General features: G+C 62.3%; 9 protein-coding genes and 2 pseudogenes. 10 read left to right on the top strand and 1 reads right to left on the bottom strand.

Going from position 1 to position 14,544, the window contains the following annotated elements:
* The first annotated feature begins 101 nt into the window (after window positions 1-101).
* Window positions 102-467 (top strand): hypothetical protein, encoded by a 366-nt coding sequence (locus AD663_RS13225; protein WP_003181599.1) that lies wholly within the window; start codon window positions 102-104, stop codon window positions 465-467.
* Between the two features lie 9 nt (window positions 468-476).
* Here the strand turns inward: AD663_RS13225 and AD663_RS13220 are convergent, their stop codons facing one another.
* A complete protein-coding gene (locus AD663_RS13220) occupies window positions 477-665 on the bottom strand; it encodes a hypothetical protein (RefSeq protein WP_003181597.1) in 189 nt (62 codons plus the stop codon).
* Between the two features lie 259 nt (window positions 666-924).
* On the opposite strand from AD663_RS13220, the pseudogene AD663_RS29605 reads away from it, so the two are divergent.
* The 9 genes and pseudogenes from AD663_RS29605 to AD663_RS13180 all read left to right on the top strand — a co-directional run.
* Window positions 925-2,058, top strand: a pseudogene (locus AD663_RS29605) (cache domain-containing protein); the annotation flags it as partial.
* 333 nt (window positions 2,059-2,391) lie between these two features.
* A pseudogene (locus AD663_RS29600) lies at window positions 2,392-2,919 on the top strand (methyl-accepting chemotaxis protein); the annotation flags it as partial.
* 197 nt (window positions 2,920-3,116) lie between these two features.
* Window positions 3,117-3,563 (top strand): DUF411 domain-containing protein, encoded by a 447-nt coding sequence (locus tag AD663_RS13210; RefSeq protein ID WP_053213886.1) that lies wholly within the window; start codon window positions 3,117-3,119, stop codon window positions 3,561-3,563.
* A 101-nt stretch (window positions 3,564-3,664) separates the two neighbouring features.
* Window positions 3,665-4,693: an alpha/beta fold hydrolase gene (locus AD663_RS13205; protein ID WP_003181592.1), complete on the top strand. Its 1,029-nt coding sequence runs from the start codon at window positions 3,665-3,667 to the stop codon at window positions 4,691-4,693.
* 11 nt (window positions 4,694-4,704) lie between these two features.
* Window positions 4,705-5,667 (top strand): D-2-hydroxyacid dehydrogenase family protein, encoded by a 963-nt coding sequence (locus AD663_RS13200; RefSeq protein WP_053213885.1) that lies wholly within the window; start codon window positions 4,705-4,707, stop codon window positions 5,665-5,667.
* Window positions 5,668-6,294: 627 nt separating this feature from the next.
* On the top strand, window positions 6,295-7,866 hold the full coding sequence (gene glgA, locus AD663_RS13195) for a glycogen synthase GlgA (protein ID WP_003181586.1): 1,572 nt from the start codon (window positions 6,295-6,297) through the stop codon (window positions 7,864-7,866).
* Between the two features lie 7 nt (window positions 7,867-7,873).
* Window positions 7,874-9,679: a malto-oligosyltrehalose trehalohydrolase gene (gene treZ / locus AD663_RS13190; protein WP_003181585.1), complete on the top strand. Its 1,806-nt coding sequence runs from the start codon at window positions 7,874-7,876 to the stop codon at window positions 9,677-9,679.
* Window positions 9,676-11,754 carry a 4-alpha-glucanotransferase gene (gene malQ, locus AD663_RS13185; protein WP_003181584.1) on the top strand — a complete coding sequence of 693 codons (2,079 nt, stop codon included), beginning with the start codon at window positions 9,676-9,678 and terminating at the stop codon, window positions 11,752-11,754. Before treZ ends, malQ begins: the two co-directional genes overlap by 4 nt.
* Window positions 11,751-14,537: a malto-oligosyltrehalose synthase gene (locus AD663_RS13180; protein WP_053213884.1), complete on the top strand. Its 2,787-nt coding sequence runs from the start codon at window positions 11,751-11,753 to the stop codon at window positions 14,535-14,537. The genes malQ and AD663_RS13180 overlap by 4 nt, the downstream gene beginning before the upstream one ends.
* Window positions 14,538-14,544: the final 7 nt, after the last annotated feature.

Below are 14,544 nucleotides of genomic sequence, written 5' to 3'. Positions count from 1 at the left end.
ATTTTTTTCACATCGGGGCCTTCATATTGCTCACCCTCGTTCGTCCTATAACAGGAGAGTATCCGTGACCTTTTCTGATCAGGCTGGTAAGGAGTCTTTACATGCGTAACGCGCAACTGCCCATGGAGGGCAAGCCAAGGCAGACCGCCACCAACGTTGTGTTTGCCAGGCCCGCAGAGCGAGGCGGCAATGAACACATCCGTCGACTGCTCAAAAGTTTCGGGCTGCGTACCAGCCTGATTCGCCTCAAAGTCATCGATGCCTTGCTCAAGGCTGATGACGAGAACCGTTTCCTGGGCGTACGCGGCGTACACAGCCAGTTGCTGGGGTTGGACATTCCCTTGTCCTTTCTCAGTGTGCGCGAGGTGTTGAAGCGCTTGTGCAGCGAGGGCGTCGTCACCCTCAATCCGGATAAAAGCTACTGCCTGCATCCTCGGGCGAGGGCCGTGCTCGAAGCCGGGGAATGAGGTTGATGCTCAAGGCTTGACCTTGCGCCGCATCACACCGTTGATCACCACGACGATGACCGCCACGGCAATGGCGATGTACTGGAACAATTGCTCGCTGATCATGCCTTTGCCCTGCATCCAGGACAGGCCCAGCATGATCGCCAGGACGACGATGACGATCAGGATCGAGTATTTCAAGCGTTGCGAATGAGTCATTGCCAGTTTCCTAATGTATCCGTTCTGTATCCGTAAGCATGCCAGGCTCATCCGTATTGCGAAGATGAGCGGCAGCCGGCGGGGTCCCATGGTACAGGCGAACGGGCGTATTGATGCAACCGCGGCCGTTAATCGTAGGGCGCGCTAACCCGACGAAATGACACCGTCGACATTAAAGCTGTCGGGGGGGCAGGCCGATAGGTAGGGGACTACCCTTTGGTCTGCCCAGAATTCCGCCTTCGTGCAAGGATCCCCCCAAATGCCCGCATTCCGCACCATCCAGGCTCGCTACACGCTGTTCCTGGTTCTGTTCATCCTGGTGTTGTCCATCCTGACGGTCGTGGGCATCAGCTATCTGGTGGCGCCCAAACTGCGCCATACCGAGGAACAGGTCGCGCTCAACCGCATCGGCGAGGTTGCCGGGCAGATCCAGGGCGAGCTGAACAAGGTGCAGGCGCAGCAGCGCAGCATCACCCAGACCATCCCGCTGCTCGACAGCGATGCCATCGACAAAGTCCTGCCGGGACTGGTCGATCAATATGGTGAGCTGAAGGTTTTCGGCGGCGGGATCTGGCCGTTACCCAACCAGCGCGCAGAGGGCCGCAGCAAGTTCAGTACGTTCTGGCACCGCGATGCGTCAGGCAAACTGGCGGTCAATACTTTCTGGAACAGTGACGCCGCCCCAAACTATTACGAGCAGCCCTGGCACAAGGGTGGCATGGCCACCCCTCCCGGCAAATGCGCCTGGGCCGCCGCTTACAAAGACGACGCCAGCGCCGAACCGCGCACCAACTGCGCCATGTCCATCCAGAAGAACGGCGTGCCTTACGGCGTTTCCACCATTGACGTGACCCTGGGGTTCTTCAACGACCTGGTGGCGCGCAAGGAAGCCGACCTCGGCGCCGAGATGCTGATCGTCGAAGGCGACGGCAAAATCATCAGCAACAGTTCGCGCATCAGCGGGCCGATCGTCCTGAAAAACATCAGCGAACTGGCGGCAACCTCGCCGTTCGCTGCTCAGGTCCAGGCGGGCCTGGCTCATCGCGACCAGCCGCTGCAGCGTGTCGAGTTCGACAACAAGGGCGAGGCCAGCACGTTTTTCATGCGGCCCATCGAAGGGTCACCGTGGTACCTCGCCACCGCGCTGCCTACTCGCCTGATCACCGCCCAGCGCGACGATGTATTGAGCACGCTGAGCCTGCTGCAGATTCCCATGGTGATCCTGCTGGTGCTCATGCAGTTGTATGCGATCCGTCAGTTGACCAACCGTATGAAGAACCTCAAGGGCAACATCGACGCATTGTCCGCGGGCGATGCCGACCTGACCCGCCGCATCACCATCCGTGCCGAGGACGAACTGGGTGCGATCGGTCATTCGGTCAACCGCTTCATCGAATACCTGCAAAACATGATTGGCGAGGTCACCCAAGCCACCGGCGCCATGGCATCAAGCCTGGACAACCTGCAACGGACCTCGGCCCACACCAGCGAGATCCTGATGCGCCACGCCTCGGAAACCGACCAGACGGTGACAGCCATCACCGAAATGAGCTCCACGGCAGAAAGCGTGGCGCAGAATGCCGCTGAAACCGCAGCGTTCACCCAGCGCGCCAACGAACATGCCGATCGCTCTCGCGTGGTGGTCGGCGAGGCGTCCAACAGCGTTGTCGCGTTGATCGATGAAGTGGCCAGCGCGACCCGCAAGGTCGAGAGCATGCAGCAGGACGCCCAGCGCATTACCGAGATTCTCGGTGTGATTGGCGCCATTGCCGGCCAGACCAACCTGCTGGCCTTGAACGCCGCCATCGAAGCCGCCCGGGCCGGCGAGCAGGGCCGCGGTTTCGCCGTGGTGGCCGACGAGGTCCGTGCTCTCGCCGCCCGCACCCAGGCCAGCACCTCGGAAATCAACGAAATGTTGAGCCGCCTGACCCAGGGCGTGAGCTCGTCGGTCTCGGCCATGGAAAACACCCAGGCCAGCTGCCAGTCGGCCGCTGACGCCACTTCGCGAGTCAACTCGGGCCTGGATGAAATGGCCGGTTCCGTCAGCCAGATCAACAGCCTCAGCACCCAGATCGCCACCGCTGCCGAACAGCAGAGTGCGGTGACCGAAGAGATCAATCGCAGCATGGTGCAGATCCGTCACATGGTGGAGGAACTGGTGGAGAGCGGCCTCGCCAGCGAGAACAATACCCGTCAGTTGCTCGAAGCCAATACCCGGGTGAATGCCATCATGGGGCGGTTCAAAGTGCGCTGATAACGACTCATGACCCTCTCTGTGGCTAGGGAGCTTGCTTCCTAGCCACAGAGAGGACTCTTTTTGCAGCGGTGTCGCCCCGGCACTGCTATCAGCCCGCAACCTGACAACTCTGTCATCTTCCCCTCAGCCGCCTGTCAGCTGCCCCTCGCTACTCTGTTATCCTCCCTCCAAACCGTTCGACATGAGACTTCCCCATGGCCAAGCCCCTGCATCTGCTCGCCCTGAGCGCCCTGTTCATTACCACCCTGGCCCAGGCCGCCGAGCCGGTCACCATCGATGTGCATCGCGATGCCAATTGCGGCTGCTGCAAGAAGTGGATTTCCCATCTGCAAGAAAATGGCTTCAAGGTCAACGACCACGTTGAAGCCGACATGAGTTCGGTCAAGCAACGCCTGGGCGTGGCACCAAACCTGCGCTCCTGCCACACCGCTGAGATCAACGGCAAGTTCGTCGAAGGGCATGTTCCGGCCGACCAGGTGCTGGCCTTGAGCAAACGCGATGACTTGCTCGGTGTGGCTGCGCCCGGCATGCCCATGGGTTCGCCCGGCATGGAAATGGAGGGCATGAGTGACGCGTATCAAGTGATCGGCCTGAAAAAAGACGGGACACAGACCGTAGTGGCCGATTACCCGGCCCACTGAGTGGCGATGGGTTGAACGTTCGGGCCGTTCGGTTGCCTGTGGTTAATGTCGCCATAATCGAGCCGTTCGAGGATCGGCCGGTTGTTTCAAGGAGATTGACCATGTCGCGTTTCAAAACCCGCTGGCTGCCCAGCCTGTTTTTCACCGCCGCCCTGCCCTTGCTCGCCCAGGCCGCCCAGCCGCAAGGCCCGGCCTACGGCCCGCAACTGGAAGGTTTCGAATACCCTTATACCCTCAAGCACTTCGCCTTCCAGTCCCAGGGCGAGTCCTTGCAGATGGGCTATATGGATGTGCCGGCCCAAGGCAAGGTCAATGGCCGCACGGTGGTGTTGATGCATGGCAAGAACTTCTGCGCCGCCACCTGGGGCGACTCGATCAAGGCGCTCAGTAACGCTGGATACCGGGTGATCGCCGCGGACCAGATCGGCTTCTGCACATCGAGCAAGCCCGACCACTATCAGTACAGCTTCCAGCAGCTGGCAGGTAACACGCAGGCGCTGCTCAAGGCCCTTGGCGTACAGAAAAGCATCGTGCTCGGCCACTCGACCGGCGGCATGCTCGCCACCCGTTACGCGCTGCAGTATCCCGACCAGGTCGAGCGCCTGGCGATGGTCAACCCCATTGGCCTGGAGGACTGGAAAGCCCTTGGCGTGCCTTATCGCACCGTGGACCAATGGTACGAACGTGAGCTTAAGCTCAACGCCGACGGCATCCGCAATTACGAGCGCACCACTTACTACAGTGGCCGCTGGAAGCCGGAATTCGAACGCTGGGTGGACATGCTCGCCGGCCTGAACAAAGGCCCCGGCCATACGCAAGTGGCATGGAACTCGGCGCTGATCTACGACATGATCTTCACCCAGCCGGTCTATTACGAATTCAAGGACCTGACGGTGCCAACCCTGCTGATGATCGGCACCTCCGACACGACGGCCATCGGCAGTGACATCGCGCCGCCGGCGGTGAAGGCCAAGCTAGGGCGCTATGAGGTCTTGGGCAAGCAGGTTGCCCAGCTGATCCCCCGCTCGACCTTGGTAGAGTTCCCCAACTTGGGGCATGCACCGCAAATGGAAGAGCCGGAGCGGTTTCACAAGGCACTGCTGGGCTGGCTGGACAAACCCATTCCCTGACGAGGTGTTCCATGGCGGTGCAAATAGCGGTCATCGATGATTGGCAGGACGTGGCGCGGGACGTGGTGGATTGGTCGGTGCTGGACAGTATCGGCCAGGTGACTTTTCTTCACGGCTACCCCGCCGACCGCGACACCCTCGCTGAGCGTCTGCAGCGTTTTGAGGTGATCTGTGTGATGCGTGAGCGCACGGTGTTCGATGAGGGCCTGCTGCGCTGCCTGCCCAACCTGAAGCTCTTGCTCACCGGCGGCATGCGCAATGCCGCCCTGGACCTCAAGGCTGCCGCCGACCTGGGGATCCAGGTATGCGGCACCGACAGCTACAAGCACGCCGCCCCCGAACTGACCTGGGCACTGATCATGGCCTCGACCCGTCACTTGGTGCAGGAAGCCAACGCGCTGCGCGCCGGAGCCTGGCAGCAAGGCCTGGGTGGCGACTTGCATGGCAAGACGTTGGGAGTCCTTGGCCTGGGTAGCATTGGCACGCGTGTGGCGCAATTCGGCCAAGTGTTCGGCATGCGAGTCATTGCCTGGAGCCAGAACCTGACTGCCGAACGGGCGGCCGAAGTGGGCGTGACGCAGGTGAGCAAGCAGGCTCTGTTCGAGCATGCCGATATCCTGTCGATCCATCTGGTGCTCAGCGAGCGCACTCGTGGGCTGGTCGATGCCCAGGCGCTGGGCTGGATGAAGCCTGATGCTCTCTTGGTGAATACCGCACGTGGGCCAATCGTCGACGAAGCGGCCCTGATCGATGCCCTCCAGCACAAGCGCCTGGGCGCCGCCGCGCTGGACGTGTTCGCCCAGGAGCCCTTGCCGGCCGACCATCCATTCAGGACGCTGGACAATGTCCTGGCCACGCCTCATGTGGGCTACGTCAGCCAGCAGAACTATCGACAGTTCTATTCCCTGATGATTGAAGACATCCAGGCCTGGGCGGCGGGCAAGCCGATTCGATTGCTAATGCCTGCGGGCTGACAGAACCGTCTTGTGTGGGAGCGGGCTTGCTCGCGAATACGGTGTATCAGCTTGTAAGTATCTGACTGACAGACCGCATTCGCGGGCAAGCCCGCTCCCACAGAAACAGCATTCTCCAGCGCAGCCAATGGCCATCAAATGGCCTGTATTTATCCCGCCCCCCAATGGTGCGTTGCGCCATTCCATCGCGCACGTCGATGAGACATCGTCTTTCCCCATACACCCGTTACGTTGCAGGAATGTGCACTTCGTCGGTGCGATCTTCTCGTTGAAGCGTAAGACATTGCCGACAAAAAACGTGATTGTCCGACAATACGACGAACCGCGCCGCAACGCTCTAGGTTCTGACCTAGACTGCCAAACCGGGGGGAAAACCGACCGGTCATCCAGACGAAAAAAAGTCGAAACTTTTTGCAACGGCGACGGGTCAGGTTAGAGGTAGGGCAACAGAGGCTGGTGCAGTCCTTGCACTGGCCCTTGCAACAGCTCCTTCAGCTGATCCGCTTCGCCACAAGGGCAGCGCTTTGCTTTCCTTGTGTTGCGCTCATGCGCCTGGCCGCAGGATTTGGCCAATGAAACAACACTCTGGCGCTAGCCGGAAACAGATCGAGAAAATGGGAGATATTTATGATCAGTGCTGCCTTAGAACCACAACAGGTCCGTTCACAACTACCGCCGGCGGCCGAATCGCCAACGGCACCGGTGCTGGCCACCGGCGGCAAGGCACTGCTCCCCGTCGTCCGACAGAATCCCAATCGCAAGAAAATATTATTCGTCACATCGGAAATTGCCGACCTGGTAAAGACCGGTGGCCTGGGCGACGTCTCCGCAGCGCTGCCCCGGGCGATGGCCGGACTGCATGATGTCCGGGTACTGATCCCCGGTTATCCGCAGGTGATGAACAGCGGCAATCCGATCCACATCATCGGCGAACTGGGCGGCCACGCCGCATTGCCGCCATGCAAGATCGGCCGCATGGACATGGCCGACGGCCTGGTGATCTACGTGCTGATCTGCCCCGAACTCTTCGCCCGCGAAGGCTCGCCCTACGGCGCCAACAACGGTCGCGACTGGCCCGACAATCACATTCGTTTCGCCCGCCTGGGCCTTGCCGCTGCGGATATCGCCGCCAACCTCGCGCAGATCCACTGGTGCCCGGACCTTGTCCACGCCCACGATTGGCCTGCCGGGCTGGCACCGGCCTACATGCATTGGCGCGGACAACGCACCCCGACGCTCTTCACCATCCACAACCTGGCGTACCAAGGCGTGGTCAGCCTGGCCTGCTGCCCTGAGCTCGGCATCCCCGAGCACGCGCTGCAGCAGGAAGGCATGGAGTTCTACGGCAAACTGTCATTCCTCAAGGCCGGGATGGCTTATTCCAGCCATATCACGACCGTCAGCGCCACCTACGCCCAGGAAATCACCACCCCGGCGTTTGGCTGCGGGCTTGATGGCTTCCTCGCGGCCAAGACCCAGCAAGGCTTGCTCAGCGGCATCCCCAACGGCATCGACGAAAGCTGGGATTCAGCCACCGATAGCCACCTGCTCCGCCAATTTGCTATCGGCGACTGGGAGGGCAAGGCCGCCAACGCGGCTCATGTGCGCGAGCTCTTCGGGCTCGACGACTCCACCGGCCCACTGTTCGCCGTGGTGTCACGGCTGGTCGTGCAGAAAGGCCTGGACCTGACCGAAGCAGTCTCCGAATTCATCGTCGAATCGGGCGGCCAGATCGCCATTATCGGTCGCGGCGAACCGGAGGAAGAACAAGCCATGCGCGAGCTGGCCCTGCGCTTCCCGGGACGTATCGGCGTGCGCATCGGCTTCAACGAAACCGATGCGCGGCGGATGTTCGCCGGCAGTGATTTCCTGCTGATGCCATCACGTTACGAGCCCTGCGGCTTGAGCCAGATGTACGCGCAACGCTTCGGTTCGCTGCCGGTGGCGCGTAATACCGGCGGGCTGGCAGACACGATCGAAGATGGCATCACCGGCTTCCTTTTCGACGAATCCACCGTAGAGAGCTACAAGCAGGCGCTGAGCCGGGCCTTCAAGGTCTTCGAGTTCCCCGATTTGCTCAACGCCATGCGCTGCCGGGCGATGTCGGCACCGTTCAACTGGTGCCAGGCAGTGGAACCCTACGCAGAGCTCTACGAGCAATTGGTGGCTAAATCCCTGGGTAAACCGGCCAGACAATGAGGTAACAATGACGTCAAGGACGCCTGATACATGGACCCACGGCGCGATCATGCTGGACGCCGAGCACACGCGTTTTGCCCTCTGGGCCCCGGATGCCTTTTTTGTCAGTGTCGAACTCGACACTGGCGAGTCGATACCCCTGCTGCCCCAAGCCGACGGCTGGTTCATGATCCAGACCCGATGTCCCGCCGGCACGCGCTATCGCTACAACATCGATGGCGAGCTGGAAGTACCGGACCCGGCCTCACGCGCCCAGGCCGGCGACATCGACCGTCACAGCGTGGTTGTCGACCCTCACGCCTATCAATGGCGACACACCCAATGGGCCGGCCGCCCCTGGAACGAAGCGGTGATCTACGAATTGCACGTGGGTGCCCTCGGCGGTTTCGCCGGAGTCGAAGAACACCTGGCGCACTTGGCCGGGCTGGGTGTAACCGCCATCGAGCTGATGCCGCTGTCGCAGTTTCCCGGTGATCGAAACTGGGGTTATGACGGCGTCCTGCCCTACGCACCACAAGCCTCCTACGGCACTCCCGAACAGCTCAAGCATCTGATCGACACGGCCCACGGCCATGGGCTGGCGGTCATTGTCGATGTGGTCTACAACCACTTCGGCCCCGACGGCAACTACCTGCACCGCTACGCCAAGGGGTTCTTCCGAGAGGACAAGCACACACCATGGGGCGCGGCGATCGATTTCCGTCGGCGCGAAGTGCGGGATTTCTTCATCGACAATGCACTCATGTGGCTGTTGGAGTACCGCTTCGACGGTCTGCGCCTGGATGCGGTGCACGCAATTGAAGACCCGGACTTCCTCGAGGAACTGGCGGCCAAGGTGCGCGAACAGGTGGACCCGGCCCGGCATGTCTGGCTTACCGTGGAAAACGAACATAACCAGGCCAGCCTGTTGGAACAGGGCTACGACGCCCAATGGAACGACGACGGCCACAACGCCCTGCACGTACTGCTGACGGGCGAGACCGACGCCTATTACGCCGACTACGCCGAGCAGCCCACGGAAAAACTGGCGCGCTGCCTCAGCCAGGGGTTCGTCTTCCAGGGGCATACCAACCGCCACGGTGTGTCACGGGGTGAACCCAGCGGGCACCTGCCGCCGAGCGCTTTCGTGTTGTTCTTGCAGAACCATGACCAGATTGGCAACCGTGCCCTCGGTGAACGCCTGCATCAACTGGCACCGCCCCAGGCGCTGCAAGCGGCGACGGCCCTGTTGTTGCTGTCGCCGATGATTCCGCTGTTGTTCATGGGCGATGAAGTGTTGGCGCAACAACCATTTCTGTTCTTCACCAGTCATCACGGCGAATTGGCCGAGTTGGTCCGCGAAGGCCGGCGCAACGAATTCAAGGCGTTCAGCGCCTTTGCCGATCCCGAAAAACGCAAGCGGATTCCCGATCCCAACGCGGCCGGCACGTTCGACGCCTCACGGCCGAACCTCGAAGCACAACAACCGGAACAACTGGCCTGCGAGACGCTGTATCGCACGCTGCTGAAAATCCGTCGCGAAGAAATCGTCCCGCATGTGCCGGGCGCACAGGCCCTGGGCGCCGACGTGTTGGGCCACGGCGCCGTCAGCGCACGCTGGCGGCTAGGCAACGGCAGCGTCTTGCGCATTGACCTGAACCTCAGCGACCAGCCTGTCGAGCACAGCGCGCCAGAAGAGGTTCGCATTCTTTTCGAACATCCGCCGCAGCTCATGGGTCTGTTGCAACAGAGGGGCACCCTTTCGCCCTACAGCGCGCTGGTCAGTCTGACGCAGGCGACACCCTTGCCCAACATCAGTGGAGAGCGCCTATGAGCGACGCGCAACTGGAAATCCTCGCTGGCCGAGCCGGCCTGGCGGTGGATTGGATCGACGCCAATGGCCGGGCACAAAAAGTGTCGCCGGCGGTGCTGCGGTCGGTCCTGACTGGCCTCGGCCATCCCGCCGGCAGCGCCCAGGAAATCGACGCCAGCCTGTTGCAGTTGCAGCAGGACCAGCAGAACCATCAATTGCCACCGCTGATCACTGTCGACGTCGGGGCCAGCCTGGACTTGAGCCGCTATTTCGATGCGGCGACGCCTTGCGAAATCCGGCTCGAGGACGGGGCAACGCTGAACCTCAAGCTCGACGCCGAGGCCCGGTTGCCCGGGATGGTTCCGGTGGGTTACCAACATGTCAGCATCCAGGACCAGCATTTCACCCTCGCCGTCGCGCCGGCCCGGTGCTACAGCGTGGCCGATGCGGTGGACAACCCGACGCCCCGTGCCTGGGGATTGAGCGCCCAGTTGTATGCCCTCAGGCGTCCCGGCGATGGCGGCTTCGGCGACACCCAGGCCTTGGAAGAACTGGCCCGCGTGGCCGGCGAGCGTGGGGCCGATGCCATTGCCATCAGCCCGATGCACGCGATGTTCAGCAGCGACACCGGGCGCTACAGCCCTTATTCGCCCTCCAGCCGACTGTTTCTCAATAGCCTGTACGCGGCGCCCGGCACCATTCTCGGCGAGCGCGCCCTGCGCACGGCTATCGACGCCACGGGCCTGACCAATCAATTGCGCAGCCTGGAAGAGCAGCCACTGGTCGATTGGCCCGTGGCCGCCGAGGCCAAGCAGAAAGTCTTGCGCGCCCTGTACGACGGTTTCAGCCAGGGCGAGCATCCCTTGCATGAAGACTTCAGCAGCTTTCGCCACACCAGCGGCGAAGCCCTGGAGAACCATTGCCGCTTCGAAGCGCTGCAGGCCGAACGTGCGGCCAAAGGTGAAAGCCTGGATTGGCGCCAGTGGCCGGAAGAATGGCGTAACCCACGCAGCCCGACGCTGGCCCATTTTGCCGAAGAGAACGCCGACGAAATCGGCTTCTATGCCTTTTGCCAATGGCTGATCGCCCGTTGCCTGGAGCGCGCCCAAAGCGCGGCCAAGTCCAGTGGCATGGGCATCGGCCTGATCGCCGACCTTGCGGTGGGCGCTGACGGCGGTGGCAGCCAGGCCTGGAGCCGGCAAGATGAATTGCTCGCGTCGCTGACCGTGGGCGCGCCGCCGGACATCCTCAACCGCTCCGGCCAAGGCTGGGGCATTTCGGCGTTTTCCCCTGAAGGCCTGGTGCGTAATGGTTTTCGGGCCTTCATTGAAATGCTGCGAGCCAACTTCGCCCATGCGGGCGGCTTGCGCATCGATCACGTCATGGGCTTGCAGCGGCTCTGGGTCATTCCCAACGACGCCCCGCCCACCGACGGCGCCTACCTCTACTACCCCGTGGATGACCTGCTGCGCCTGCTCGCCCTCGAATCCCATCGCCACCAGGCCATCGTGCTCGGTGAAGACCTCGGCACCGTGCCCGACGGCCTGCGGGAAAAGCTCAGCGCCCGGTCGATCCTGGGCATGCGCGTGCTGCTGTTCGAACAGGACAACACCCACTTCAAGCCCATTCTCGACTGGCCGGACAACGCCTTGGCTACCACCAGCACCCATGACCTGCCGACCCTCAATGGTTGGTGGCACGGGCACGATATCGACTGGAACGCCCGGCTGGACTTGATCGATTCCCACACGGAAATGGACTGGCGCAAACACCGCGAGCGTGAACGCGAAGGCCTGCGCAACGTACTGGACCAGGACCCGCAGAACTTTCGCGAGGAACACCGCGAAACCGACCAGGTGCTCGACGCCAGCGTGCGCTTTCTCGGCCATACCCGCGCGCCGTTGGTGTTGCTGCCGCTCGAAGACGCCCTGGGCATCGAGGAGCAGGCCAACCTGCCCGGCACCATCGACACCCACCCCAATTGGCGGCGGCGCCTGGCTCATGAGAGCCAGGCGTTGCTGGATAACCCGGACGCTGCCCGGCGTCTGGAAATACTCGCCTGCGCGAGACTTCAGGCGAATGAGCGTGACCGATGAACGAGATGTCGATCCAACCACTGCGGGCCACACTTCGCCTGCAATTTCATAAAGGCTTTACCCTGGACGATGCGATACCGCAGGTGCCGTACTTCGCCTCGTTGGGCATCAGCCATATCTATGCGTCCCCGCTGCTGAAAGCCCGGGCCGGCTCCATGCACGGCTACGACGTGGTCGATCCGACCCTGGTCAACCCCGAACTGGGTGGCGAAGCCGCCCTGAAGCGCCTGGTGTCGACCCTGCGCGAGCACCGGATGGGCCTGATCCTGGATATCGTTTCCAACCACATGGCGGTCGGCGGCAATGACAATCCCTGGTGGCTGGACCTGCTGGAATGGGGGCGTCTGAGCCCCTACGGCGAGTTTTTCGACATCCAGTGGCACTCCCCGGACCCGCTGATGGAAGGCCAGTTGCTCTTGCCGTTCCTGGGCAGCGACTACGGCGTGGCGTTGCAGGAAGGCACCTTGCAACTGCGCTTCGATGCCGCCCATGGCTGCTTCTATGTTGAACACTACGAACACCGCTTCCCGATTTGCCCGATGCACTACGGCGAGCTGCTCAGACCCGCCGAGGCCCTGCCTGCCGAACAAACCGAAGCGTTCAGGGCGCTGAGCGAGCGTTTCACCACGCTCAATTACCAGAGCGATGCCCACAGCCTCGCCCGTGCGCTGCAAATCGAACTGCGGGACCTGGCGGTGCAGCCCGGCGCCCTGGCCGCCATCGAGGAGCATCTGCGCGGCTACGACACGACGCAGGCAGAAGGCTTCGAGCGCCTGCATCAACTGCTGGAGCGCCAGAGTTACCGGCTCGCCAGTTGGCGCACCGCCGCGGATGACATCAACTGGCGGCGGTTTTTCGATGTCAACGAACTGGGTGGGCTGAGGGTCGAACGCCCTGCCGTGTTCGAAGCCACCCACGCCAAGATCTTCGAGCTGATCAGCGCAGGACTGGTGGACGGGTTGCGCATCGACCACGTTGATGGGCTGGCCGACCCCCGCGGCTACTGCCGCAAGCTGCGTCGGCGCGTCGACTCGCTTTCGCCATCGCGGCACCTGCCGATCTTCATCGAGAAAATCCTCGGCGACGGTGAAACCTTGCGTCGGGACTGGAAGGTCGACGGCAGTACTGGCTACGAGTTCATGAACCAGATCTCGCTGTTGCAGCATGACCCGGCGGGCGCCGCGCCGCTGGCCGAGTTCTGGAGCCGGCACAGCGAACGGCCGGCGCAGTTCATCGACGAAGCCCACCTGGCCCGCCAGCAGATTCTCAACGGTTCCCTGGCCGGGGATTTCGAAACCGTCGCCCAGGCCCTGCTGCAAGTGGCCCGGGACGATGTCATGACTCGCGACCTGACCCTGGGCGCGATTCGCCGGGCCTTGCAGGAACTGATCGTGCACTTCCCGGTTTACCGCACTTATATCAACCCCCTGGGTCGCTCTGCTGAAGACGAAATTTTCTTCAACCAGGCCTTGGAAGGTGCGCGGCAAACCCTCAGCGAAGCCGACTGGCCGGTGCTCGATTGCCTGGCCGACTGGCTTGGCGGCACGCCCTGGCGACAACGCCCGCGCGGCAGCCAGCGCAAGCGACTGCGCCATGCCTGCGTGCGCTTCCAGCAACTGACCTCGCCAGCCGCCGCCAAGGCGGTGGAGGATACGGCGCTCTATCGCTCGGCGGTGCTGCTGTCGCGCAATGACGTCGGCTACAACACCGAGCGTTTCAGTGCCCCGCCGCAGGAGTTTCACAACGCCTGCATCGAGCGACTCGAGCACTTCCCTGACAACCTGATAACCACTGCCACCCACGATCACAAACGGGGCGAAGACACCCGTGCCCGGCTGGCGGTACTCAGTGAGCGCGCCGACTGGTACACCGCGTGCGTCGAGCAATGGCGCATCCTCTCGCCTTCCCTGCACAGTGATCCGGCATCCCCTTCGACCGGCGATGAACTGATCCTGTACCAGGCGCTGCTCGGTAGCTGGCCGCTGGACCTCGATCTGCAAGACACCAAGGCATTGGCCCAATACAACGAACGCCTGTGGCAATGGCAGCGCAAGGCCCTGCGAGAAGCCAAACTGCAAAGCAGTTGGGCGGCAGTCAACGACGCCTATGAACAAGCGACCCAGATGTTCCTCGAACGGTTATTGCTGGGAGATGAAGGGCTGCCCCTGCGTTCTGCCATCGCCGAGGCAGTGCAGGCCATCGCACCGGCGGGCGCCCTCAACAGTCTGGCGCAAACTTTGCTGCGCATGACCGTGCCCGGCGTACCGGATCTGTATCAGGGCAACGAATTCTGGGATTTCAGCCTGGTGGACCCGGACAACCGCCGCCCGGTGGATTTCCAGGCGCGCCGTGAGGCGATGCAGGCCGACAGCACGCCGGTGGCACTGGTACGTGACTGGCGCGACGGCCGGGTCAAGCAGGCGTTGATCGCCAGGACATTGGCCCTGCGCGCGGAGTATTCGCAATTGTTCCACCAGGGCAGCTACCAGCCGCTTGAGGTGGTCGGCAAGCACGCTCAACGGGTGCTCGCCTTCATGCGCGAGCACGAGCAACAGCGGGCGATTGTCGTGGTGCCGATCCATGCAGCCGGCCTGCTGGAAAACGGTGCCGTACCGCAGGTGGCTGCCTCGGACTGGGGCGATACCCGCGTGTCGCTACCGTTCGCCGCGGAGGATGGAAAATTGAAGGGACTTTTTTCAAGCGCAACAGTCACACCCCAAAGGGAGCTGATGGTCAGCGCCGCGCTGGGGGATTTCCCGGTCAACGTCTTTATCCAATCTTGAGTCAAGT

Source organism: Pseudomonas sp. Q12-87 (genome assembly GCF_001269755.1).
GTDB classification, from domain to species: domain Bacteria; phylum Pseudomonadota; class Gammaproteobacteria; order Pseudomonadales; family Pseudomonadaceae; genus Aquipseudomonas; species Aquipseudomonas fluorescens_S.
Note: the sequence above shows the minus strand (reverse complement) of the source record. Positions and strands in the feature narration are given on the sequence as shown.